The organism is Arthrobacter sp. NQ4 (genome assembly GCF_029077345.1).
GTDB lineage: Bacteria > Actinomycetota > Actinomycetes > Actinomycetales > Micrococcaceae > Arthrobacter.
The window spans coordinates 1-21,333 of sequence record NZ_JARETC010000019.1 but is presented as its reverse complement, the minus strand read 5'-3'; the positions used below and the strand labels follow the sequence as shown (position 1 = coordinate 21,333).

The window sequence follows — 21,333 nt, the reverse complement described above, 5'->3', positions numbered from 1 at the left end:
CAAGGAAGAACATAATGACCACCGCAATGGAACACCAGCTGACGGCGTTTGGGGCGCGCACCGAGGCAGCTGGGCAGCTCTTGTCCACAACCGTACCCGTGGACGCAGGGTTGCTGATGACCCTGAATTCGCGCATGCACTGCCGCACGCCAATGCAGCGCGTCGACCATGACGAGCTTCCGGTCCGGCAGCCCGTCTATGTTGACGGGGACACCGTAGTTTCACTGCGTCCCGGGTCCGTCCCGGACAGTATCGTCACTTACCGCTGCGCCTGCGGCTTCACTATCGATGATCCGGGCACCGCCATGGGGATCACCGACCAGGCGCTGGCCAGCTGACCCGCCGCCGGCACTAATGCCGGCGGCCCGGGATCAGCGCTCCGGCCAATCGACGAATTGTTCGTAGCCTTCGTGCTTTCGCAGGTAGCTGGAAATGAACGGGCAGTGCGGAATGATCCGCTTGCCGGTGGCCACCACGTCATCCAGGGCAAAGTGTGCAAGGACCTTGCCCAGGCCTTGTCCCTCGAAATCCTCGCCGGTCTCGGTGTGGGTGAAATCGATGTGCCCGGGAAGATCGTGGAAAAAGGCCTGGACAGCCAGCTTGCCGTCCACCAGGAGTTCGTACCGGTGCTGTGCGTCATTGCGCCGCAGCGAGACATTTGCGGTGAACTTGTCCTCAGCGGACGTGGTGTTCTCGGTCATGGTTCGACACTGGCACTACTTCAGTCCGCTGGCAATGGTCCTTCGGCCATGGCGGCGCCGGTATGGTTGCCGGCGCCGCAGCGGAAAACCGCCCAGCAAAACGATCGCCACCGAGAAACACACCGTGCCGGCGGCCAGCAGGCCCAGTGACAGTCCGCTGAGCGCGGCGTCCGCCACGGGAATGAAGACCACGACGACGGCGGCCCCCGCCGTGGCGGGCCGGCAGCGCAGGGTGACGGCCGTCGTCGTCCGTTCCTCCAGATGGCCAAACGCGGCGGCCACCGGCAGGAGCAAAATGAGCAGCGCCAGGACCACCAGGGGCCGCGACCACCACCATGCAGCGGTGCCGGCGCCGGGCTTGGGGATCGGCGCCAGGAGCAGCAGCCCGGACATGCCCACCAGCAGCGGCAGGTGCCACAGGTACACCGTGAGGGATCTGCCGCCAACCAGCACCAGCAGCCGGCCGACCCAGCCCACCCCGGCCAGCGGCGCCAGGACCGGACGCGCCAGTTCCATGGTGGCCAGCTGCGGGACGGCCAGGATCACCAGGGTCAGGTTGGGCGGGTTGAGGTTCACCAGCATGTTTCCGCGGTACAGCCCCAGCCCGGTCACGAGTCCCAGCAGCAGGTGTCCGGCCACGGCAATGCCCAGCAGCTCGGAACGGGACAGACGGGAAAAGTGGCCGTCGGCGGCCAGGAAACCCAGTTGCTGGACCGCGCACCACACGAACACCAGGTTGGCGTTGGCGAGGTCCGGCAGGACGCCCCGCAGGCAGTCCACGGCAACCACGAGCCCGGTGAGCAGGCAGAAGCCAAGCCAGGGCGCCCGCGCGTGCAGTGCCGCCAGGGCCGGGATGTTCAGCTGCGCCGCGAGGTAGGCGGCCAGGAACCACAGGGGCATGCCCGCCCCGGCTGCCATGAGCTGGACCACCCGCCGGTCCACGCCGAGCGCCGCCGCCACGGACAAACCCACCACCATCGTTGCCAGCAAAGGGGTGGCGGGGCGGAGGAGGCGCAGGAGCCGGGCGCGGATGAACTGGGCCGCGGTGCCTCCGCTTGCCCTGAGCCGGCGCCAGGACTGCAGTCCGGTCACGCCGCCGGTGACGAAGAACAGGGGCATGACCATGAAGATCCAGATGATGGGCTCGAACCAGTCCTGCTGGGCCAGGGTGTTCTCGGTGGTCACGGTTCCGTCCGGGTGCAGGACCGGGCTGACCATCATGGAGTGCCCCACCACCACCAGCGCCAGGCAGATGAACCGGACAAGGTCGATGACCGGATCACGGTCAACCGTGTCCGCCCCGGTTCCTGTCCCCCGCCCCACGGTGCTGCGCATGGGACCTACAACGGCTCGACGCTGCCCACGGCACTATTGTGCCCCCGTTGCCTGCGCGGGTTTAAGGACTTACGCCCCTTCTGCCCCTATTGCAGCACTGCAAGCAGTCCGAGCACGACGGCGAGCAGCGGCGTGGTGCCCTGGGTTGCCGCGGCGCGGAGGTACTTGCGTCCGGTGAACGCCAGGACGGCGGCCGCCAGCAGCATGGAAACGCAGCAGCTGAAGATCAGGGTCCAGCCTGCCACGTCCTGCACGGATCCCGACCCGCCAAGCGCCACGAGCCCCACTCCAACGAACGCTCCGACGGCCAGGAACAGGTTGTAGAAGCCCTGGTTGTACGCAAGGGATTTGGTGGTCTCAGCGTCCTGTTGGGAGGCAACCCCAAAGCGCTTCCAGGTGGCGGACCGGGTCCAGGTGAGCGACTCCATGGTGAAGATGAAGACGTGCAGTGCGGCGGCAAGGAAGGCAAAGAGAAGGGAGGCCAGGATCATTGCTTGAGCCTAGCCTCCCGACGAGACCTTCCGCCCGACTGGCAGGCGGGATGAAAGCTAAAAGGAGGAGGCCAGGACCGGCTGCTTGATCCTGGCCTCCCGTTCGTGGAAGATTCCGTTCCCGTTACCGTGCCAGCGTGGCCAGCGTGGTGGCAGCGAAGCCCTTCGCCGACGTGTTCCACAAAGCCAGCAGGCCCTGCAGGTTCTCACCGTCGGCACGGTGTGCGGGAAGCTGGTCCTGGAGGGTGGCCAGGACGCCGGTCCGCAGTTCGGTGTTGAAGTTGACCTTGCCAACGTTCATGGCCGCGGCCTTGACCAACTCTTCAGCGGGAATGCCGGACGCACCGTGCAGCACCAGCGGAATATGGATCCGCGCCGCAATGTCCTGCAGCACGTCCCAGCGCAGCCGCGGCTCGCCCTTGTACTTGCCGTGGACGTTGCCCACTGCGACGGCCAGAAGTTCCGCTCCGGTGCGGGACACGAAGTCCTCCACCTGGGCTGAGTCGGTCAGGCCTGCCACCTCGGCGCCGGACTGGCCGGCCCCCGCGACATCCAGTGGGTCCACGCCGAAGGCACGGTCCTCGTCTCCTGCCAGGCCACCGAGTTCCGCCTCAAGCACCACGTCGGAGCCCAGCAGCGCCCGGGCAGCCTGGACCAGCGCAATGTTGTCCTCATACGGAAGGGACGAACCGTCGGCGAGGACGGAATCCGCCCCTGCCGTGACGGCGTCGGCCATCACCTGGAGGTCGGAGGCGTGGTCAAGCTGCACAGCGACGGGGACGGCTGCGGCGTCAGCCAGGCCACGCAGCGCGGAGATCAGCCGGAGGCCGTTCGCGGTGGCGGCGGTCTTGGGTGCCACCAGCAGGATCACGCCCCTGCCGGATTCCTCGGCGGCGCCCACCACGGCCAGCGCGGTGGTGAAGTCGTAGCAGGTGAAGGCCGGCACTGCGGAACCCTGCTGCAGGGCGGAGGTGACCAGGTGGTCCAGACGGGTTTGCATCAGGCGCCCAGGCCTCCCACCAGGATCCAGGCGACGAAGGTCAGCAGGAAGCCGGCCACGCCCAGGATGGTGGTCAGGACGGTCCAGGTCTTCAGGCCGTCGGAGACGGTGAGGCCGTAGTAGCGCACCACCACCCAGAAGCCTGCGTCGGTTACGTGGGACAGTCCCAGGGCGCCGAAGCCGATGGCAATGACGATCACGGCGATCTGCGCCGGGCTGTAGCCGCCGCCGCTGACTGCTGCGGACAGCAGGCCGGTGGTGGTCACGATGGCCACGGTGGCCGAACCCTGGGCGGCGCGCAGGGCCAGCGAGATGATGAAGCCGAGCAGCAGCAGCGGGACGCCGAGGGTGTCCAGGGTCTTGGACAGCGCCGATCCGATGCCGGAGACCTGCAGTACATTGCCGAACACGCCGCCGGCGGCCACCACCATCAGGATGGAGGCGATGGGCGGCAGGGAGCCTTCGAAGATCTCGCCGGTTTCCTTGAAGGACCAGCCGCGGCGGACAGCCAGCAGGAAGAAGGACAGCGCCACGGCCACCAGCAGGGCCAGGAAGGGGTTGCCGATGAAGGCCGCGAGGCCGTACAGCGGATCGGACTTGGGAAGCACCAGGGTGCCAACGGTACCGAGCAGGATCTGCACGATGGGCGCTGCGATCAGGAAGATGATCAGGCCCGGGCGCGGGGGTGCGATGGCGGCGGCTCCGGGACCGTCGTGGCCCACCTTGACCAATGATTTGGAGCCGAACTCCTCCACCTGGGCCTTCACGGCCGGCAGCAGCTCGTAGTCCTTGCGGTTCATGATGGACGCAACCCAGTAGGACAGGAAGCCCAGGGGCACGCAGATCAGCAGCGAGATCAGGGCGATGAGCCCGATGTCGGCACCGAGCACGCCGGCGCCGGCCACGATTCCGGGGTGCGGCGGTACCGCGACGTGGATGGCGAGCATGATGCCGGCCATGGGGAGGCCGAACTTCACGGGGTGGACCTTGGCGATCTTGGCGAAGGCGTACACGATGGGCACCAGCACGATGATGCCCACCTCGAAGAAGACGGGGATGGCCACGAGGAAGCCGACGGCGGTCAGCGCCACGGCAACGCGCTTGGCTCCCAGCTTGCGGGTGAAATGATCCGCGAGCGACTGGACGCCGCCGGACACCTCGATCATGCGGCCCAGCACGGCGCCGAGCGCGATCAGGATGGCAACTTTGCCCATGGTGCTGCCCACACCGCTGGAGACCACGGTGAAGATGTCCTGCAGCGGGATGGTGGCCGCCACGGCCACCAGGATACTGACGGTGAGCAGGGCCACGAAGGCCTGGATCTTGAAGCGAATGATCATCACCAGCAGGATGGCGATGCCCACCGCTGCGATGGTGAGCAGTACCGGGGTGCCCAGCTCAACGGCGGGCTTGATGGCCGGGGCATCGGCCGCCCGCTGTATCAGCGGGCTCATCAGGTGGTTCACGGGGGTATGTCTCCTTTGACGTGCCGGTCCCGGGGCAGGGCGGCATCAGGGAATGGTGGGGTGGGGATAAACGGTGCGGGACTCGCCGGCAACGCTGGGAGGTACGACGACGGCGGAGGGGGGACCGCCGTCGTCGTACGTCTTGTGCCGCAAGGGCAGGAGGGGTGGCTTACTTGGTGCGCTTGGCGGGCGCGACCACCTTGATGACGGCGGAGTCATCGGCGGCGGCGAGGCCCTGGGCCTGGCCCAGGAGGTAGAGCTGTTCGGCGGCGGCGGCAACGGGGGCTGCCAGGCCGGCGGCGCGGGTTGCCTTGCCCACGATGCCCATGTCCTTGACGAAGATGTCCAGGCGGGACAGCACCTCGGCACCTTCCTCGTTGTAGGCCTCCAGGATGCGGGGTCCGCGGTTGGAGAGCATGAAGGAACCTGCCGCGCCTGCTTCCAGGGCGGCGAGGGTCTTGGCCTGGTCCAGCCCCAGGGCGTCGGCCAGGGCCAGGGCCTCGGCGGCGGCGGCGATGTGGACGCCGCACAGGAGCTGGTTGACCGTTTTCAGGGCCTGGCCGTCACCGGGGTTGTCGCCCACCACGGTGAGGGTGGAGGCGAGCAGGTCCAGGGCGGGGGCGGCCTTTTCGCGGGCTTCAGGGGAAGCGCCGACGACGATCAGCAGGTCGCCTTCGCCGGCGCGCTTGGGGCCGCCGGACAGCGGCGCGTCCACGAGGTCCACGCCGTATTCGGCCAGCTTGGCGACCGTGGCGGGGATGGCCTCGGTGCCCACGGTGGAGCCGAGGATGACGACGGCGCCCGGCTCCAGGACGGAGGCCACGCCGTTTTCGCCGAAGAGGACGTCGTTGAGCTGTTCACCGTTGCGGACGGCCAGGAGGACGGCGTCGGCACCCTTGGCGGCTTCGCGGGCCGTGCTGAAGGTGGCGATCCCGGCTTCCCGGGCGAGTTCCAGGCGGGGTTCGGCGATGTCGAAGCCGTGGACGGTCAGCTGCGAGGCCAGGCGGGTGGCCATGGGCAGGCCCATGGCGCCGAGGCCCAGGACGGTGACGGTGTAGTTGCTGGTCATGGTGTTCTCCGTTGAATTCTTGCGGTGGGACGGATCAGAAAGTGCTGCTGAGCTTGCGGGTGACCTGGGCCAGGGAGTCGTCGTCGCCCACGTTGCCTGCGAAGACGATGTACGGGATGCCCTTGGCGGGGCCGTCCACCGGTTCCCAGAGGGAGACGATGCCCGGCAGCATGGGGCCGCGGACAATGGCATGGCGGATTTCCAGGCCGTGGGCTGCCACGTCCGAGGACGTGATGCCGCCCTTGGCGATGACGAACCGCGGCGGGAAGGTCTTCAGGGTCCGGTTGACCACATCCACGACGGCGGCGGAAACGGTCCGTGCGATCCGCAGGCTTTCGGCGGGGTCGTCGGTCTTGATGAGGAGCCGGCTGGTGTGCACAATGACGTCGCCGGCGTGGAGGGCTTCGACGACTGCGTCCACGGTCTGGTCCAGGTGCGCCTTGGCTTCATTTTCCTCGCCGAGGAGTTTCTCGACGTCGATCTCGATGATCCGGGCGGAGCTGTGTTCCGCGGTGAGGACGTTGAGCTGGCGCGTGGTGACGCCCACGTGCGAGCCCACCACGATCAGGCCGCCGGCCTCCGACGGCGTGTTGCCCGCGTAGGCCTCCTCCGAGGTCAGCGCGCTGCGGATGTCCTGGCCGATGCGGCCGCGGACGAACGGCGGGCCGACGCGGTACAGCAGCTTCTTGCCGCGGCGCTCGGCTTCTTCCAGGCCCAGGGCCAGCGCGCGGAAGTCGTTCTCGGTGACGATATCCGCGACGATGGGCGTGGAATCGGAGGCCGGTTCGATGGCGTCGGCGATGGCCTTGGCCGAGATGGCCGGGTCCTGGGCGGCGGAGCCGGCACGGATGATGTTCAGGTCCAGGACAATCACGGAGTCTGCCGGGAACCTGCCCTGCGACTTTTCGGCGACGTAGTCCGCCATGACGGAGGTGCTGAAGCCGAAGGAGGCGTCCTTGGCGAACTCGGTCTCGGACACGGGGACCAGGGTTCCCTTGGCGTCGCCGGTGCCGCGCATGTAGTGGACACCGCCGATGGTGAGCCGCCCGGCATCCGGGAATGCCGGAACCAGCACGACGCCGTCCGTCTTCTCGCCGCTGACTTCGGCAACCGTGGCTGCGATGACGTCCGGTTCCAGGGGGAAGTGGCCGCGGAGGGTGGAATCGCTGCGGCTGACGAAGCCCAGTCGAAGACTGGAGCCGGCGGAGTCCTGCGATCCTGCTGCCGCCAGGGCGTTGCGGACCACTTCCTCGTTGCGGGCTGCCGCCTCGGCCGGGTCAAGGCTGCGGGTGTTGGTGAGGACGTACACGGCGGGCTTGCCCTGGCCGAAAGCCCAGGTGAAGTCTTCCACTTCCCAGCGGGTGAGCACGGGCAGGTCTGCCACGGACTGCGTGCCGGTGGGGTCGTCGTCGAGCACTACCAGGACGCGGGGAACCGCCGCGTTGGAAGCGGCCAGCGCGCCGGCAACCAGCCCGGCGGGAATTTCGAGGTCTGCCGGATAGGCGGCCAGAACGTCTGCTTCATGCGTCACAGTGCACTCCGTTGTGTAGCGATCCGGGCTCGCGGATCCAGATGTAAAGGTAACTGTAAGATGTCTGACATCTTGCATTTGAAAATTAGTGTGGCACACGGCATACGGACGCGCAAGTACACTTGTCTGACATATCCGCCAGGCGTCGGCCGGAGAGAGCGATCGGGGGCAACATGGCAAGGAAGTCACTGGTGGGCGTGGTGGCCGATGAGCTGCTGGACCGCATCATCGAAGGCGAGTTTCCGCCCGGCTCCACTGTTCCCGGCGAACACGAACTGAGCGCCCGCCACGAGGTCAGCCGCATGACGGTCCGCGAGGCGATGAAGACGCTGCAGGCCCAGCGCATCCTCAGCGTGGAGCGCGGCCGGGGCACCTTCGTTAATCCCTTGAGCCGCTGGGCCTCCCTCGAAGCCGTGCTGCGCGCCGCTTCCGAGGGCAAGAACGACGCCGATGCCTCCATCCAGCTCATCGAGCTGCGCAGGATGCTCGAAACGGGCGCCTGTGAACTTGCCGCAGGACGGATTGCCGAGGAAGACATCACGTCCCTTTTCAACTACATTTCCGCGATGAAGGCCGCCCACAGCATCAACGATGTTGCCGCTTTCGTGGAAGCAGACCTTGCCTTCCATGACGTCATCCTGCGGGCATCCGGGAATGTGTTCGTGTCGGTCCTGTTTGAGCCGCTGCACCGCGTGCTGGAAAAGCGCAGGACCGAGACCTCCGCCGTCCCTGCGATCCAGGAGCACGCAATCGGCCATCACCAGAACATTGCCGAGGCCTTGGAATCCCGTGACCCCGACCGGTCACGCCAGGCCATGGACGCGCACATGCAGCAGACCCTCGATGACTTGAAGCAGCTGGTGCTGGACGCCAAGTAGCCTCCCGTGCCGCGGTCCTGATTGACCCGGGCCCCTGTTCAACGCTCCCGCAGTCCTACTAGGCTTCAGGAACGGCCCGCAACCGGGAGCATCGACGATCACGAGGAGCGAAGTTGTCCAACCACACGTACAGCATTTCTGAAATTGTCGGCACCTCCACCGAGGGCGTGGACGACGCTGTCCGCAACGGCATTGCCAAGGCATCCCAGACCCTGCGGAACCTCGACTGGTTTGAGGTCAAGGAGGTCCGCGGCCACCTGGAGGACGGAAAGGTCGCAGACTGGCAGGTCACCATCAAGATTGGCTTCCGACTGGAAGATCACTAACGCCAAACACAGCTGACCCGCAGCCAACACGTTCCTGACGATGTTGGCTGCGGGTCAGTTGTGCTTAAGGCAGGACCTAGTTTGCCGTGCCGGGGCTGCGCCGCCGCCAGACGGTGGGCACGCCGTCGAATGCCGGGAACACGTGGCCCTCGAAGAAGGACAGGACCGTGTGGGGATCGATGTCGGGGCTCCAGAGGCCGGAAGCCGGGCAGTGGGAACCGGTGGCGGTGGAGGCGGCGCCGGCAGAGGCCTGGCGCTCCTTCAGCAGGGCGATGCGTTTCATCGTTGAGACCATCCTGGGGTGATATGAACTGGGCAGGGAAATCTGGTACTCCCACCCTAGGAAAGGGCCGGCCCGCCACCAATGGGCGGCTGGCCAGAATCACCCCATTTCGCTGGACGAATGTACAGTGGCGTGGGCACGCGCATGGCCGGTCAGCCCGCGTCGCCGCTTTCGGCCACCGCGGCAGGGTCCCGTTCCAAGCCGGCATCCGGGGCTGCACCGAGGCTTCCCAGCAGTGCCAGGGCGTCCGACGACGGCGATCCCGGCCGGGCGGAGTACACCCGGAGCGTCTGGTCGGGGTCCTCCGGCAGGACCAGGTTTTCAAAGTTCAGTTCCAGGTCCCCCACCGCGGGATGGTGCAGCCGGACGGTGCCTGCAGCGCGGGTGGCAACCCGGTGCCCCGCCCACCACTGGCGGAAGTGTTCGCTGTGGACCGCCAGCTCCCCCACCAGGTGGTTCGCCTGGGGGTCGTTGGGGTGCCGGCCCACGTCCAGGCGGAGGGAGCCCGCGGCTTCTGCCGCCACGGTTTTCCAGTCCCTGAACAGTTCCCGCGCAGCCGGGTCAAGGATGGTCCAGCGTGTGAGGTTCCGCTCCGCCAGCGGCAGCGCGGGGAAATCGGCGAACAAGAGGAACGCCATCCTGTTGCCCGCCAGTACGTCGTTGCGGCGACCCAGCACCAGTGCGGGCACCTCCCCCACCGCGTCCAGGAGTTGGCGCAGCGCCGGCCGGACGCCCTGGGCTGCATTGGCACCCGGTTCGCGGGGAGCTCCCGCGCAGTTCTCGAGCAGGTCCAGCATGTGCGCGTGCTCGCTGCTGTCCAGCCTCAGGGCCCTGGCAACGGCGTCCAGGACCGTGCGTGACGGGTGGATGTTGCGGCCCTGTTCCAGCCGCACGTAGTAGTCGGTGCTGACCCCGGCCAGGCGCGCCACTTCCTCACGCCGCAGGCCCGGAACCCTGCGGGCGCCCGTACTGGGGCCCGTCCCTGCGACTTCCGGGCTCAACCGGGACCGCATGGCTTTGAGGAATTTTCCGAACTCGGCGCTTTGACCCATGCAGACCATTGTGCCTGCGTTGGCGTGGCCTGCTCTACAACGAAGGTAGGACTGGCGGTCCTAGGAAAAACAGGATCAGCCTTGGCTGCTGACTTGATGGCGGAAAGTGCATAGGCTCAGGGGTGAGCCGGTGGAAACCGATTTCTCACTGTGTTTCCCCACTCGTCGAGCAACCGGCATCGTTCCCAGCACCATACGTCCAAGGAGTACACCCATGTCAGAGCTGACACTCAACAACGGCGTCACCATTCCGCAGCTTGGCTTCGGCGTTTTCCAGGTCCCGCCGGAGGATACACAGCGGACCGTGGAGGATGCGCTGGAAGCGGGCTACCGCCACATCGACACCGCTGCGGCGTACCGCAACGAGGCAGGGGTAGGGGCAGCCCTCGCGGCTACCGGGATCCCCCGCGGGGAAATTTTCGTGACCACCAAGCTCCGCAATGGCGAGCAGGCCCGGGCACAGGAAGCGTTCCAGAACAGCCGCAAGGCCCTGGGCCTGGACTTCATCGACCTTTACCTCATCCACTGGCCGGTTCCCTCGCAGGGCCTCTTCGTCCAGGCATGGAAGGAGATGGAGCGGCTGTACGAAAACAAGGAGATCCGCGCCATCGGCGTCTCCAACTTCCTGTCCGACCACCTGGACACCCTGCTGGAATCCGCGGAAACAGTGCCCGCCGTCAACCAGATCGAGCTTCACCCCAGCTACCAGCAGGCGGACCTTGCGGCCAAGTGCCGCAGCCTGGGCATCGCCGTGGAGGCGTACAGCCCGCTGGGGCAGGGCGGTGACCTTAACGGCAACGCCGTCACCGCAATCGCCGACGCCCACGGCGCCACTACCGCCCAGGTAGTGCTCGCCTGGCACCTCGCCAACGGCAACATCGTCATTCCCAAATCCGCGAATCCGGGCCGCATCCGGGAAAACTTCGCGGCTTCGTCCCTCAAGCTGTCCGAAGACGAACTGTCCGCCATCACCGCACTGGAGTCCGGCGCGCGCATTGGCTCCGATCCCGCCGTCGCCTCCTTCACCCAGATGTAGGTTCCAGCCGGCCCACCCACCGGTTTGGCAGGCCTACCCTTGAAAGGATCTTCCATGCAGTACACCCATCTGGGCCGCTCCGGCCTGAAAGTCTCCCGCCTCTGCCTCGGCACCATGAACTTTGGGCCGCAGACGGAGGAGGCGGACGCGCACAGCATCATGGATTCCGCGCACGAAGCCGGCATCAACTTCTTCGACACCGCCAACGTGTACGGCGGCGCCGACCACCGCGGCTGGACCGAAGAAATCATCGGGCGCTGGTTCGCCAAGGGCGGCGAGCGCCGGGAGCACACCGTCCTGGCCACCAAGCTCTACGGCACCATGACGGACCGGCCCAACGAGTCCAAGCTCTCGGCCCTGAACATCCGCCGTGCGCTGGACGCGAGCCTCAAGCGCCTGCAGACGGACTACATCGATGTCTACCAGTTCCACCACATCGACCGCGACACTCCGTGGGACGAGATCTGGCAGGCCATCGAAGTGGCCGTACAGCAGGGCAAGATCCTGTACTCGGGCAGCAGCAACTTCGCCGGCTGGCACATCGCCCAGGCGCAGGAGGCAGCACGCCGCCGGAACTACACGGGCCTGGTCAGCGAGCAGTCCATCTACAACCTGTTCATGCGGCAGGTGGAACTGGAAGTCATCCCGGCTGCACAGCAGTACGGGCTGGGCCTCATTCCCTGGTCGCCGCTGCAGGGCGGGCTGCTGGGCGGCGTGCTGAAGAAGGAACGCCAGGGAGTCCGCCGCACGGAGGGGCGGGCAGCGGAAACGCTGAAGAAGCACGAGGACCAGATCCGCCAGTATGAGGACTTCGCCGACGAACTGGGCCACGAACCCGGCGACGTGGCCCTGGCATGGCTCCTCCACCAGCCTGCCGTGACCGCACCGATCGTGGGGCCCCGGACCCAGGAACAGCTGGACGCCGCAATCCGCGCCCTGGATGTCTCCCTCGATGGGGACGCACTCAAGCGCCTGGAAGATATTTTCCCGGGACACCGCACGGCACCGGAAGACTACGCGTGGTAGGCACAATCACCGCAGATACGGTGGCGCCGAGGAGCATCCTTTTCATCGGCGGGACCGGGGTCATCAGCGCGGCGGCGGCAGAACGTGCCGCCGCGCTGGGCCACCGGCTGACCATCCTGAACCGGGGGCAGTCCGGCAGGCCTGTCCCCGACGGCACCGAAGTGCTGCACGCCGACGTCCGCGATGCGGCCTCCGTCAGGGAGGTGCTGGGCGGAAGGGAGTTCGATGCCGTGGCGGACTTCATTTCCTACACTCCGGACCAGGCCCAAACCAGCATGGAGCTGTTCCGGGAGCGGACGGGTCAGTACGTCTTCATCAGCTCGGCCTCCGCGTACCAGAAGCCGCCCACCAGGCTGCCCATCCGCGAGTCCACGCCGTTGAAGAATCCGTTCTGGCAGTACTCCCGGGACAAGATCGCGTGCGAGGAGCTGCTGTTCAGGGCCTACCGGGAGGACGACTTCCCGTTGACGGTGGTCCGGCCCTCGCACACCTATGACCGCACCAAGATTGCGATGGTGGGCGGCTGGACGGACATCCACCGCATGCGCAGCGGCCTCCCGGTCATGGTCCACGGTGACGGCACCTCGCTGTGGACGCTGACGCACAGCAAGGACTTTGCCAAGGCGTTCGTCGGCCTGCTTGGCCGGCCGCAGGCGGTGGGCGAAAGCTACACCATCACCTCCGACGAGTACCTGCCGTGGAACCAGATCTACGGACTCTTCGCCCGCGCCGCGGGCGTCCGGGAACCGGAACTGGTGCATGTGGCGTCCCAAACCATCGCCGCGCACGACCAGGAACTGGGGTCCAACCTCCTGGGCGACCGGTCCCATTCCGTGGTCTTCGACAACACCAAGATCAAGGCCTTGGTCCCGGACTACACCGCCACCATCCCGTTCGCGGACGGAGCACGGGAAATCGTGGCCTGGCATGACAACCACCCGGAGCTGCAGCAGGTCAACGAGGCGTACATGCAGCTTTCGGACAAGCTGACCGGCTGGGCACGGCAGGGCGCCTGAAAGCGGCCACAGGCTGGCCTTCCGCAGCCGGCGGCAGGCCAGCCTGCCGGAGCGCGGCTGTGCTAGATTTCGGCGCATGACTTCGCCCCCTTCCCACCGTCCCGTCGAGGGGCACCCTGCCGATGGGCCCGTCGCGGCAGCCATTGGCCTCCTGGCGAAGCAGGGATTCGACGCAACATCCGTTGAGGAACTCGCAGAAGCCTCAGGCATGAGCCGCAGCACGTTCTTCCGCAGGTTCGGGTCCAAGGAGGACGTTGTCTTCGCCGACCACGAGCAGATCCTGCACCAGGTCAATGAACGGCTCGCCGGATCCAGGCTCGGGCCGCTGGCCGCGGTGGCGGACGCGGCGCTGCTGGTTTTCGACCACCACCTGCGGAACCCCCAGACCTCACGCGCCCGGTACGGGCTGTTGCAGGCAGTGCCGGCCCTCCGCGACCGGGAACTGGTGACCTCGCACCGGTACGAGCGGGCGTTCCTGCACTACCTGAATGACAAGCTGCCCCGGAACAGCCCGCGCGAATACAAAGCCGTCGCCTTCGCTGCAGCGGTGGTGGCCGTGCACAACGCCTTCCTGCGGGAATGGCTGCGGGCCGCGCCTGCCGCCGGGGACACCGCTGCAGGAGACCGGGAAAGGGCCACCGCCCTGGCCGCCGAACTCCAGGCCTTGGCGGAAACGTTCCGGCCTGCACTCCTGGGCAGCCCGGCGGACGCCGCCGCGCCCGCCCAACCTGCGCCAACCGTCGTCGTCACCGTTTTTCCCGGCACTGCCGACAAGGATGCGATCGCCCAGGCGGTCCGGGACGCGCTCCCCTAGCCCCAGCGGCGCCACCTCCAGCCTTGGTACCCAGTTTCTTGACGTGGAACTCCGTTTCATTGCATCCTTGGTTGGTGTGGTCCAGGCCACAAGGTCCCGGCCCTCCCGCCGCCGCTGATTCAAAGGATGCATGCAATGACGACGACGTCGCCCGCCCTCGCGCCCACCCGCACCGGGGATCCCGCCGGCTTCCCCGCCGGAACAGTGGAGCCGGAATATGTCCTGACCGAGGCCCTCGGGACGGACCCGGCGTCCATCCTGGCCGGCGTCGGAGACGAGGACCGCGCCTACTGGGAGCGCGCCCGCAGCTTTGTCCAGGACGAGGTCCTGCCCGTCATTGACGGCTACTGGGAACGCGGCGAGTACCCACTGCACCTCCTCCAGCGCCTGGGCGAACTGGACCTGCTCCGCGACGGCATCACCGTGGAGGGCTTCGCACCCATGAGCAGCATGGCCGCCGGCCTGGTGAACATGGAAATCAGCCGGGGCGATGGTTCCGTGGCCACGATGATTGCCGTCCAGGGCGGCCTGGCCCTGCGCTCCGTGGCTGAATGCGGATCCGCGGCGCAGAAGGAGCGCTGGCTGCCGGCGATTGCCAGGGGCACGGAATACGCGGCGTTCGCCCTCACCGAGCCTACCCATGGCTCCGACTCGGTGGCCCTGGAAACCACGGCAACCCGCACGGACGGCGGGTTCCTGCTCAACGGCGAGAAGAAGTGGATCGGCAACGGCTCCGTGGGCGGCGTCAGCATCGTCTGGGCCCGGGGCGACGACGGCCAGGTCCACGGCTACTTGGTTCCGCAGGACTCCCCCGGCTACACCGCCACCAAAATCGAAGGCAAGCTTGCCCTCCGCGCCATCTGGCAGGCCCACATCCGCCTGGAGGACGTCTTCGTCCCCGAAGAGAACGTCCTGCCGGGTGCGCGCAGCTTCAAAGACACGGCCCGGGTGCTGCTGGCGACCCGGCTGGGCGTGGCCTGGTCCGCCGTCGGCCATGCCACCGCCTGCTACGAAACGGCCGTCCAGTACGCCAGGCAGCGCAAGCAGTTCGGCCGGCCGCTGGCCGCGTCCCAGATCGTCCAGGAGCGGCTGGCCCGGATGCTCAGTGAACTGGCCACCATGCAGCTGATGGTGGTGCAGATGACGCGGCTCGATGAAGCCGGAACCCTCACGCCCGAGCAGGCATCGCTCGTGAAGTACACCTGCACCCGGACCGCACGCGGCATCGCCTCCAACGCCCGTGACCTGCTGGGTGGCAACGGCATCCTGCTGGAAAACCGCGTCGCCAGGCACCTTGCCGACATCGAAGCCATCCACACCTACGAAGGCACCGAAACCATGCAGGCGCTCATCATCGGCCGCGGCATCACCGGCACCTCCGCCTTCGCCTGAGCCTGCCGTTCGGCTTTGGCTGCCCGTCATCCCCTGAAAGGACTGTTCTTGAACCAGAACGCCAACATCCCCGTCATCCTGGGCGGCGCCCGCACCCCGTTCGGCAGGTTCCGCGGCGGACTCACGCCCTTTTCCTCCAGCGAACTGGGCGCCCACGCCATCCGCGCCGCGCTGGAACGCACCGGCGTGGCCCCGGAGCAGATCGGCGCCGTCATTGTCGGCCAGGTCATCCAGGCCGGCGCGGGCCAGGGCCCCGCACGCCAGGCCAGCCTGGCCGCCGGAATCGGCTGGGACGTTCCCACCATCACCATCAACAAGCTCTGCCTGTCCGGCCTGACGGCCGTGATCGACGCCGCCCGGATGATCCGCACGGGGGAAGCCGACTTCATCGTGGCCGCCGGCCAGGAATCAATGACCAACGCGCCGCACCTGGTCCCCGGGCTGCGCGCCGGCGTCGTCATCGGAGATGCCCCCATGCTGGACTCCCTGAACCATGACGGGCTGCAGGACCCGGTGAGCAAGAAGCTCATGGGTGAGGCCACCGACGCCGGCAACGCCGAACGCGGCATCACGCGCGAAGAGCAGGACGCCGTCGCGGCCCGCTCCCACCAGCGTGCCGAAGCCGCCCGCGCCGCCGGGATCATGGCGGAGGAAATCGCACCGATCGGGATACCGCAGCGCAAGGGACCTGCCGTGACCCTCGAACACGACGAAGGCATCCGTCCGGACACCACCGCGGAATCCCTGGCGCAGCTCCGCCCGGCGTTCTCCAAGGCGGAGACCGCCACCATCACGGCAGGGTCGTCGTCGCCCCTTTCCGACGGCGCAGCGGCGCTGGTCATTGCCAGCAAGGCAGCCGCGGAAGCAGCAGGCCTGGAGTGGATCGCCGAGATCGGCGCCCACGGCCAGACCGCAGGCCCCGACGGATCCCTGCATTCCCAGCCAGCCCGCGCCATCGAGCGCGCACTCAAGGTCCAGGGACTCACTGTGCAGGAGCTGGACCTGGTGGAAATCAACGAGGCCTTCGCCTCGGTCCTCATCCAGTCCGCCAACGATCTCGGCATCGACACCGAAACTGTCAACGCCGAAGGCGGCGCCATCGCGCTGGGCCACCCCGTGGGCGCCTCGGGTGCACGCCTGGTGCTGCACCAGGCGCTGGCGTTGAAACGCCGCGGCGGAGGCACCGGCGTCGTGGCCCTCTGCGGGGGCGGCGGCCAGGGCGACGCCCTGATCCTCACAGCGTGACCCATCCCAACAAAGAAGCAGGCCATGACCAACAACAACTCCGCTGACGGCTTCGCCACCATCTCCGTCGCTGCCGTCCTGGCAGAATCAGCCAAGAGGAATCCTGACAGCATCGCCCTCGTTGTGGACGAGGACCAGGTCAGCTACGCCGACCTGTGGAGCCAAACCCGCGCGTATGCCGGTGCACTGCGGGCGCGGGGAATCGGCCCGGGAGACGCCGTCGCCGTCCTGATCCCCAACGTCCCGGACTTCGCCCGGGTGTACTACGCCATCCTTTCGCTGGGCGCCATCGTTGTCCCGGTCCACGCCCTGCTCAAGGCCCGCGAGATCGAGTACGTCCTGCAGGACAGCGGCGCCAGGCTGCTCATCTGCGCCGCTCCCTTGCTCACGGAGGGCGCCGCCGGTGCTTCAGCCAGCGGGGTCGATGTGCTGACGGTCATGGCTCCCGACGACGGCGGGCTTCCGCGGCTGGAAGCGGAGGCGGCCGCCGCGGAGCCGATCCGGACGTACGAACCCTGCCGCCCATCGGACACGGCCACCATCCTGTACACCTCAGGCACCACCGGCAAGCCCAAAGGCGCACTGGGCAGCCACTTCGCCCTGGTGGAACAAACCAGCGTCCTGCTGACCAGCGTGATGGACTTCCGGCCCGGCGACGTCCTGTTCGGCGGCCTGCCGCTCTTCCACACCTTCGGCCAGACTGTGGTGCTGAACACGGGCCTTCGCGCCGGGGCCACCATCGTCCTCATGCCCCGGTTCACCGGCCCGGACGCCTTGAAGCTGCTGGCGAAGCACGACGTGAACATCTTCCTGGGCGTCCCCACCATGTACGTGGCACTCCTGGAGGCCGCCAAGACCGTGCCGGATCGGCCGGCGGCCCTGCGCTACGGCATCTCCGGTGGAGCCTCGCTTCCACTGGCAGTGATGGACCGGTTCCGTGACGTCTTCGGCGTGGAGATCCATGAGGGCTACGGCCTCACCGAGACGTCCCCCGTTGCGGCCTTCAACCACGTGGGCATGCAGCCACGGCCCGGCACCATCGGTATCCCGATCTGGGGAGTTGATATCGAAATCGCCCGCCCTGAGGTGACGGAGCGGATCGAATTGCTGCCCAACGGGGAACTCGGCGAGCTGGTGATCCGCGGCCACCTGCTGATGAAGGGCTACCTCAACCGGCCTGAGGCCACCGCCGAGGCCGTGGTGGACGGCTGGTTCCGCAGCGGGGACCTTGGCACCAAGGACGACGACGGCTACCTCACCATCGTGGACCGCAAGAAGGACATGATCATCCGCAACGGCTACAACGTGTATCCGCGGGAGGTGGAGGAAGTCCTGCTGACACACCCTGCAGTTGTCAGCGCCGCCGTTTACGGCATCCCGCACGATGTCCACGGCCAGGAAATCGCGGCCGCCATCGTGCTGGACGCGGGGGCCAGTGTCACCGAGACCGAGCTGATGGACTTCGCCAGCGCCCAGCTCGCGGCCTACAAGTATCCGCGCGTGGTCAGGATACTGTCCGAGCTCCCGCTGGGACCCAGTGGAAAGATCCTGAAGCGGAAACTGGCGGAGGAACCGGCCTAGGCCGCCGGCAGTATCCTCCGGGCCGTCCCGAATCGCGGGCACCGGGAGCCGGGACGGCCAGGAGGGGGCAGACTGATCGCATGACACTTGCACCGCTCATCGACCTCAATGACGGCAACAGGATTCCGCAGCTGGGGCTTGGCACCTGGCCGCTGGACGACGAACAGGCGGCCGCCGCCGTCGTACAGGCCGTGGAAGCCGGGTACCGGCATATCGACACCGCCGTGAAGTACGGCAACGAACGCGGTGTGGGCAACGGCATCAGGGCCAGCGGCGTGGACCGCAGCGAGCTCTTCATCACCACCAAGCTGGACGGGGAATTCCAAGGCCACGACCGCGCCGTAGCAGGCCTGGAGGGGTCGCTGGCGCGTCTTGGGCTGGATTACGTGGACCTGCTGCTGATCCACTGGCCTCTGCCCGGCAGGGATCAGTACATCTCCACCTGGCAGACCTTTGAACGGCTGCAGGCCGAGGGAAAAGTCCGGTCCATCGGAGTGTCCAATTTCAAGCCGGCGCACCTCGAGCGGCTGATGGCGGAGACTGACGTGGTGCCTGCGGTAAACCAAATCCAGCTCAGTCCGGCCATCACGCGGTCCGCCGAGCGGGAATTCCATAGCCGGCATGGCATTGTTACTGAGTCTTATAGTCCGTTGGGCGGCTCGGGGGCGGGTTTATTGGGCGCTCCCATCCTTTCCCAACTGGCGGAAAAGCATGGGAAAACCCCTGGCCAACTCGTCCTTCGGTGGCACATACAAAACGGATTGGTAACGATTCCGAAGACCGCTTCGCCGGTGCGGATGGCAGAGAACCTGGACGTGTTCGATTTCGCCCTGGATCCGCAGGATCTAGCGGAATTATCGATCCTTGACGAGGGTCCCGGAGCGGGCAACGACTCGGACCAAACGGGACACTGAAACCAGCCTCAACTGCACTTTTTTCCAAAAACGGGGTTGGCAAAAAGATAGTAAGCATGATTACTATTGAGCCAGAAGGATGAAGTGCCTCCGGAACCTGGAGGCCTCCTTTACTTAGGAAGAGAGCTTCAAATGGGATTTATTGCATTTCTGATTCTCGGACTTATTGCTGGTGCGATCGCTAAGGCGATCCTCCCGGGCAGGCAGGGTGGCGGCTGGGTCATCACTCTGATCCTGGGCGTCGTTGGCGCACTGCTCGGTGGCTGGCTGGGCGGGATGATCTTCGGCAGTGGACTGCAGGAGTTCTTCTCGATCCAGACGTGGCTGCTGGCGATCGTCGGCTCGCTGATCGTCCTTGCCATTTACGGCATGGTCACCAAGCGCAGCGCCCGCGGATAACTGCACGGGCAAGCCAGGAAGCCGGCCTGGGGACATCATCCCCGGGCCGGCTTTCGTTTTCCCCGGCAACCGGCGCCCGCTGCCCCGGCCGGGACTGACAACCTTCTCGCAGAGCAGGAGATCATCGTGAAAAACAAGCTTCTTTTGGGTGTAGGCGTTGCCGTGGGATACGTCCTCGGTTCGCGGTCAGGCCGCGCTGCTTACGACAAGCTGAAGGCCCGCGCGGCCGGCATCTGGGACAGCAAGCCGGTCCAGGACAAAGTGTCCGTGGCGACGGAAACCATCAAGGAAAAGGCGCCTGAAGTGGCAGACCAGCTTGGGGAAGCCGCACGCAGGGCAGGCACTGTGATCGGCTCTGCCATGCACCGTGACGGCGCCTCCGGTGGCGGCCAGGCCTCAGGACCCTCTACTGCTGCTGCCCCTGGTACTTCCACCGGCACGTCCGGGACCGGCGACGCCGGCGCCCTGGGCGGGGACCACATCCCAGCCCACAGCACCCACCCGGAGACCACCAACCTTGGTACGTCCGATGGGAACGGCACGAAGTCCTAGTTGACGCTTCACCGGTCATTCATGACGCGGGTCCCCCCGCATGACATGGGAATGACCAGCCGTTGTGCTACAACTGAATCGCCTTGCCGGCCGTCGCGATCCTTGGGGGACGCGGCGGCCGGCAGTGTTTAAGGGTGGATCCACTACGGTTCGCGCGTATTCCACATAGGGGTCTTTGGGTCTCTTCGTTGTCCGGGGTGGCTGGCAGAGTGTGGTTATGGAGGCCATCGGGGAGCATCTTGGTGAGGCGTACGGCCGGAAAGCGTACGACGCCTGCAGCTGGCTGCCGCACCCGGCCCACCTTCATGCGGTCCCAGGGGAGGCTTCACAGCACCGCGCCACAGGTCCTGGCCACCAGGACCTCCTGGCTGGGTTGGCGGCCCGGCTCGCGGCCGTTTCCCTGGCCGCCCCGGATGTGCTGGAGTCTGCCTCCTATCTCGAAGCCGCCGAGTTCGCCGCCCGCGCGGAGGAGCTCGCCCGGAGCGTGGAGTACCTGCAGCTCCTGGGCGCCGGGGCGGTGGACCGGACCCGCACCCAGACCATCAGCTATGCCAACACAGCAGCAAGGACCCGTGCCGCCCGGTCCGCCGCCATGGCTGAGACCGCCGGAAACTGGCCCAGCCTGGCCGCCGGTCCCGGCCACCCGGTCGTGGTGTCACCGGCGGATGACGGGTGCCGGAACACCGCAGAGTTCCTCCGCCTGCGCTTGCGGATCCCCATCCGCGAAGCCCGCCGCCGCCTCGCCGTCGCCCACCACGTCCTCCCAGCCACCAGCCTTACCGGCGAACCACTCCCACCACCGACACCGGGATCATGTCCCCGGCCGGGTACGGACCTGCCGTGTCCTCGCATGCTGCGGCCATCATCACGGCAACCCTCGACCGGCTCCAGCACCACACCACCGCCGAGACCCTGGACGCGATCGAACACCACCTCACCACAACAGCCACCACCACCGACCCTGACTTCCTGACCCGCCTCGCCTCGCTGGACCGACACCATCGACGCCGACGGCACCGAACCCACCGAAGAAGCCCTCCGCCACACCCAGGGCGCCTTCATCCGCAAGCCCCGCCACGGCCTCCATCACCTCGAGATTTTCGCCACCACCGACCAATACGAACACCTCCTCACCGTCATGAACACCGCCACCAACCCCCGCACCGCCGGGGACAAGGCAGCAGCACGCCAACCCGGCGGGATTGACCTGGACCGGCGCACCCGCG

Annotated in this window: 23 protein-coding genes; 14 read left to right on the top strand and 9 right to left on the bottom strand. The window is 67.0% G+C overall.

The window, feature by feature from the left end:
• The first annotated feature begins 14 nt into the window (after positions 1-14).
• Positions 15-338 (top strand): hypothetical protein, encoded by a 324-nt coding sequence (locus tag PUN51_RS19915; protein WP_159633852.1) that lies wholly within the window; start codon positions 15-17, stop codon positions 336-338.
• Between the two features lie 33 nt (positions 339-371).
• Here PUN51_RS19915 and PUN51_RS19910 read toward each other — a convergent pair whose 3' ends face one another.
• From PUN51_RS19910 to PUN51_RS19880, 7 genes are all read right to left on the bottom strand, one after another.
• Positions 372-701 (bottom strand): GNAT family N-acetyltransferase, encoded by a 330-nt coding sequence (locus PUN51_RS19910; RefSeq protein ID WP_275182269.1) that lies wholly within the window; start codon positions 699-701, stop codon positions 372-374.
• Positions 702-716: 15 nt separating this feature from the next.
• Entirely contained in the window at positions 717-2,036 is a 1,320-nt protein-coding gene (locus tag PUN51_RS19905; RefSeq protein WP_275182268.1) for an acyltransferase family protein, read from the bottom strand.
• An 86-nt stretch (positions 2,037-2,122) separates the two neighbouring features.
• A complete protein-coding gene (locus tag PUN51_RS19900; RefSeq protein WP_275182267.1) occupies positions 2,123-2,527 on the bottom strand; it encodes a DUF1304 domain-containing protein in 405 nt (134 codons plus the stop codon).
• Positions 2,528-2,651: 124 nt separating this feature from the next.
• Positions 2,652-3,527 carry a class II fructose-bisphosphate aldolase gene (locus PUN51_RS19895; protein ID WP_275182266.1) on the bottom strand — a complete coding sequence of 292 codons (876 nt, stop codon included), beginning with the start codon at positions 3,525-3,527 and terminating at the stop codon, positions 2,652-2,654.
• Entirely contained in the window at positions 3,527-4,993 is a 1,467-nt protein-coding gene (locus PUN51_RS19890; protein WP_275182265.1) for a GntP family transporter, read from the bottom strand. Before PUN51_RS19890 ends, PUN51_RS19895 begins: the two co-directional genes overlap by 1 nt.
• A gap of 169 nt (positions 4,994-5,162) precedes the next feature.
• On the bottom strand, positions 5,163-6,062 hold the full coding sequence (locus PUN51_RS19885) for an NAD(P)-dependent oxidoreductase (protein ID WP_275182264.1): 900 nt from the start codon (positions 6,060-6,062) through the stop codon (positions 5,163-5,165).
• A gap of 34 nt (positions 6,063-6,096) precedes the next feature.
• A complete protein-coding gene (locus PUN51_RS19880; RefSeq protein WP_275182263.1) occupies positions 6,097-7,593 on the bottom strand; it encodes a four-carbon acid sugar kinase family protein in 1,497 nt (498 codons plus the stop codon).
• Positions 7,594-7,766: 173 nt separating this feature from the next.
• On the opposite strand from PUN51_RS19880, the gene PUN51_RS19875 reads away from it, so the two are divergent.
• Positions 7,767-8,471, top strand: coding sequence for a FadR/GntR family transcriptional regulator (locus tag PUN51_RS19875; RefSeq protein WP_275182262.1), 705 nt, complete (start codon positions 7,767-7,769; stop codon positions 8,469-8,471).
• A gap of 113 nt (positions 8,472-8,584) precedes the next feature.
• Positions 8,585-8,797, top strand: coding sequence for a dodecin (locus PUN51_RS19870; RefSeq protein ID WP_159633879.1), 213 nt, complete (start codon positions 8,585-8,587; stop codon positions 8,795-8,797).
• Between the two features lie 76 nt (positions 8,798-8,873).
• Here PUN51_RS19870 and PUN51_RS19865 read toward each other — a convergent pair whose 3' ends face one another.
• On the bottom strand, positions 8,874-9,080 hold the full coding sequence (locus PUN51_RS19865; RefSeq protein ID WP_159633882.1) for a hypothetical protein: 207 nt from the start codon (positions 9,078-9,080) through the stop codon (positions 8,874-8,876).
• A 152-nt stretch (positions 9,081-9,232) separates the two neighbouring features.
• Positions 9,233-10,132: a helix-turn-helix domain-containing protein gene (locus PUN51_RS19860; protein WP_275182261.1), complete on the bottom strand. Its 900-nt coding sequence runs from the start codon at positions 10,130-10,132 to the stop codon at positions 9,233-9,235.
• A 214-nt stretch (positions 10,133-10,346) separates the two neighbouring features.
• Here PUN51_RS19860 and PUN51_RS19855 point away from each other — a divergent pair, with 214 nt between their 5' ends.
• The 11 genes from PUN51_RS19855 to PUN51_RS19805 all read left to right on the top strand — a co-directional run bounded on the left by PUN51_RS19855 (position 10,347) and on the right by PUN51_RS19805 (position 21,080).
• Positions 10,347-11,168 (top strand): aldo/keto reductase, encoded by an 822-nt coding sequence (locus tag PUN51_RS19855; RefSeq protein ID WP_275182260.1) that lies wholly within the window; start codon positions 10,347-10,349, stop codon positions 11,166-11,168.
• 54 nt (positions 11,169-11,222) lie between these two features.
• The gene (locus tag PUN51_RS19850) at positions 11,223-12,194 is read left to right on the top strand and encodes an aldo/keto reductase (RefSeq protein ID WP_275182259.1); all 972 of its coding nucleotides are present in this window, start codon (positions 11,223-11,225) and stop codon (positions 12,192-12,194) included.
• Complete coding sequence (locus PUN51_RS19845; protein ID WP_275182258.1) at positions 12,188-13,210, top strand: NAD-dependent epimerase/dehydratase family protein; 1,023 nt, start codon at positions 12,188-12,190, stop codon at positions 13,208-13,210. Before PUN51_RS19850 ends, PUN51_RS19845 begins: the two co-directional genes overlap by 7 nt.
• A 76-nt stretch (positions 13,211-13,286) precedes the next feature.
• Positions 13,287-14,024 carry a TetR/AcrR family transcriptional regulator gene (locus PUN51_RS19840; RefSeq protein ID WP_275182257.1) on the top strand — a complete coding sequence of 246 codons (738 nt, stop codon included), beginning with the start codon at positions 13,287-13,289 and terminating at the stop codon, positions 14,022-14,024.
• 135 nt (positions 14,025-14,159) lie between these two features.
• Entirely contained in the window at positions 14,160-15,416 is a 1,257-nt protein-coding gene (locus tag PUN51_RS19835; protein ID WP_275182256.1) for an acyl-CoA dehydrogenase family protein, read from the top strand.
• Positions 15,417-15,464: 48 nt separating this feature from the next.
• On the top strand, positions 15,465-16,661 hold the full coding sequence (locus tag PUN51_RS19830; protein WP_275182255.1) for an acetyl-CoA C-acetyltransferase: 1,197 nt from the start codon (positions 15,465-15,467) through the stop codon (positions 16,659-16,661).
• Between the two features lie 24 nt (positions 16,662-16,685).
• The gene (locus tag PUN51_RS19825) at positions 16,686-18,242 is read left to right on the top strand and encodes a long-chain-fatty-acid--CoA ligase (RefSeq protein ID WP_275182254.1); all 1,557 of its coding nucleotides are present in this window, start codon (positions 16,686-16,688) and stop codon (positions 18,240-18,242) included.
• An 80-nt stretch (positions 18,243-18,322) separates the two neighbouring features.
• A complete protein-coding gene (locus PUN51_RS19820; RefSeq protein WP_275182253.1) occupies positions 18,323-19,156 on the top strand; it encodes an aldo/keto reductase in 834 nt (277 codons plus the stop codon).
• A 132-nt stretch (positions 19,157-19,288) separates the two neighbouring features.
• Positions 19,289-19,555, top strand: coding sequence for a GlsB/YeaQ/YmgE family stress response membrane protein (locus tag PUN51_RS19815; protein WP_043451908.1), 267 nt, complete (start codon positions 19,289-19,291; stop codon positions 19,553-19,555).
• 126 nt (positions 19,556-19,681) lie between these two features.
• Positions 19,682-20,107, top strand: coding sequence for a YtxH domain-containing protein (locus PUN51_RS19810; protein WP_275182252.1), 426 nt, complete (start codon positions 19,682-19,684; stop codon positions 20,105-20,107).
• 217 nt (positions 20,108-20,324) lie between these two features.
• Positions 20,325-21,080, top strand: coding sequence for a hypothetical protein (locus tag PUN51_RS19805; RefSeq protein WP_275182251.1), 756 nt, complete (start codon positions 20,325-20,327; stop codon positions 21,078-21,080).
• The last annotated feature ends 253 nt before the right edge of the window (positions 21,081-21,333 follow it).

Bases quoted from the DNA above. Each gene is read 5' to 3' on its own strand.
- PUN51_RS19900 (WP_275182267.1), bottom strand. From the start codon at position 2,527: ATGATCCTGGCCTCCCTTCTCTTTGCCTTCCTTGCCGCCGCACTGCAC.
- PUN51_RS19855 (WP_275182260.1), top strand. From the start codon at position 10,347: ATGTCAGAGCTGACACTCAACAACGGCGTCACCATTCCGCAGCTTGGC.
- PUN51_RS19910 (WP_275182269.1), bottom strand. From the start codon at position 701: ATGACCGAGAACACCACGTCCGCTGAGGACAAGTTCACCGCAAATGTC.
- PUN51_RS19815 (WP_043451908.1), top strand. From the start codon at position 19,289: ATGGGATTTATTGCATTTCTGATTCTCGGACTTATTGCTGGTGCGATC.
- PUN51_RS19865 (WP_159633882.1), bottom strand. From the start codon at position 9,080: ATGAAACGCATCGCCCTGCTGAAGGAGCGCCAGGCCTCTGCCGGCGCC.
- PUN51_RS19820 (WP_275182253.1), top strand. From the start codon at position 18,323: ATGACACTTGCACCGCTCATCGACCTCAATGACGGCAACAGGATTCCG.
- PUN51_RS19850 (WP_275182259.1), top strand. From the start codon at position 11,223: ATGCAGTACACCCATCTGGGCCGCTCCGGCCTGAAAGTCTCCCGCCTC.
- PUN51_RS19835 (WP_275182256.1), top strand. From the start codon at position 14,160: ATGACGACGACGTCGCCCGCCCTCGCGCCCACCCGCACCGGGGATCCC.
- PUN51_RS19805 (WP_275182251.1), top strand. From the start codon at position 20,325: ATGGAGGCCATCGGGGAGCATCTTGGTGAGGCGTACGGCCGGAAAGCG.
- PUN51_RS19915 (WP_159633852.1), top strand. From the start codon at position 15: ATGACCACCGCAATGGAACACCAGCTGACGGCGTTTGGGGCGCGCACC.
- PUN51_RS19840 (WP_275182257.1), top strand. From the start codon at position 13,287: ATGACTTCGCCCCCTTCCCACCGTCCCGTCGAGGGGCACCCTGCCGAT.
- PUN51_RS19905 (WP_275182268.1), bottom strand. From the start codon at position 2,036: ATGCGCAGCACCGTGGGGCGGGGGACAGGAACCGGGGCGGACACGGTT.
- PUN51_RS19875 (WP_275182262.1), top strand. From the start codon at position 7,767: ATGGCAAGGAAGTCACTGGTGGGCGTGGTGGCCGATGAGCTGCTGGAC.
- PUN51_RS19825 (WP_275182254.1), top strand. From the start codon at position 16,686: ATGACCAACAACAACTCCGCTGACGGCTTCGCCACCATCTCCGTCGCT.
- PUN51_RS19860 (WP_275182261.1), bottom strand. From the start codon at position 10,132: ATGGGTCAAAGCGCCGAGTTCGGAAAATTCCTCAAAGCCATGCGGTCC.
- PUN51_RS19885 (WP_275182264.1), bottom strand. From the start codon at position 6,062: ATGACCAGCAACTACACCGTCACCGTCCTGGGCCTCGGCGCCATGGGC.
- PUN51_RS19895 (WP_275182266.1), bottom strand. From the start codon at position 3,527: ATGCAAACCCGTCTGGACCACCTGGTCACCTCCGCCCTGCAGCAGGGT.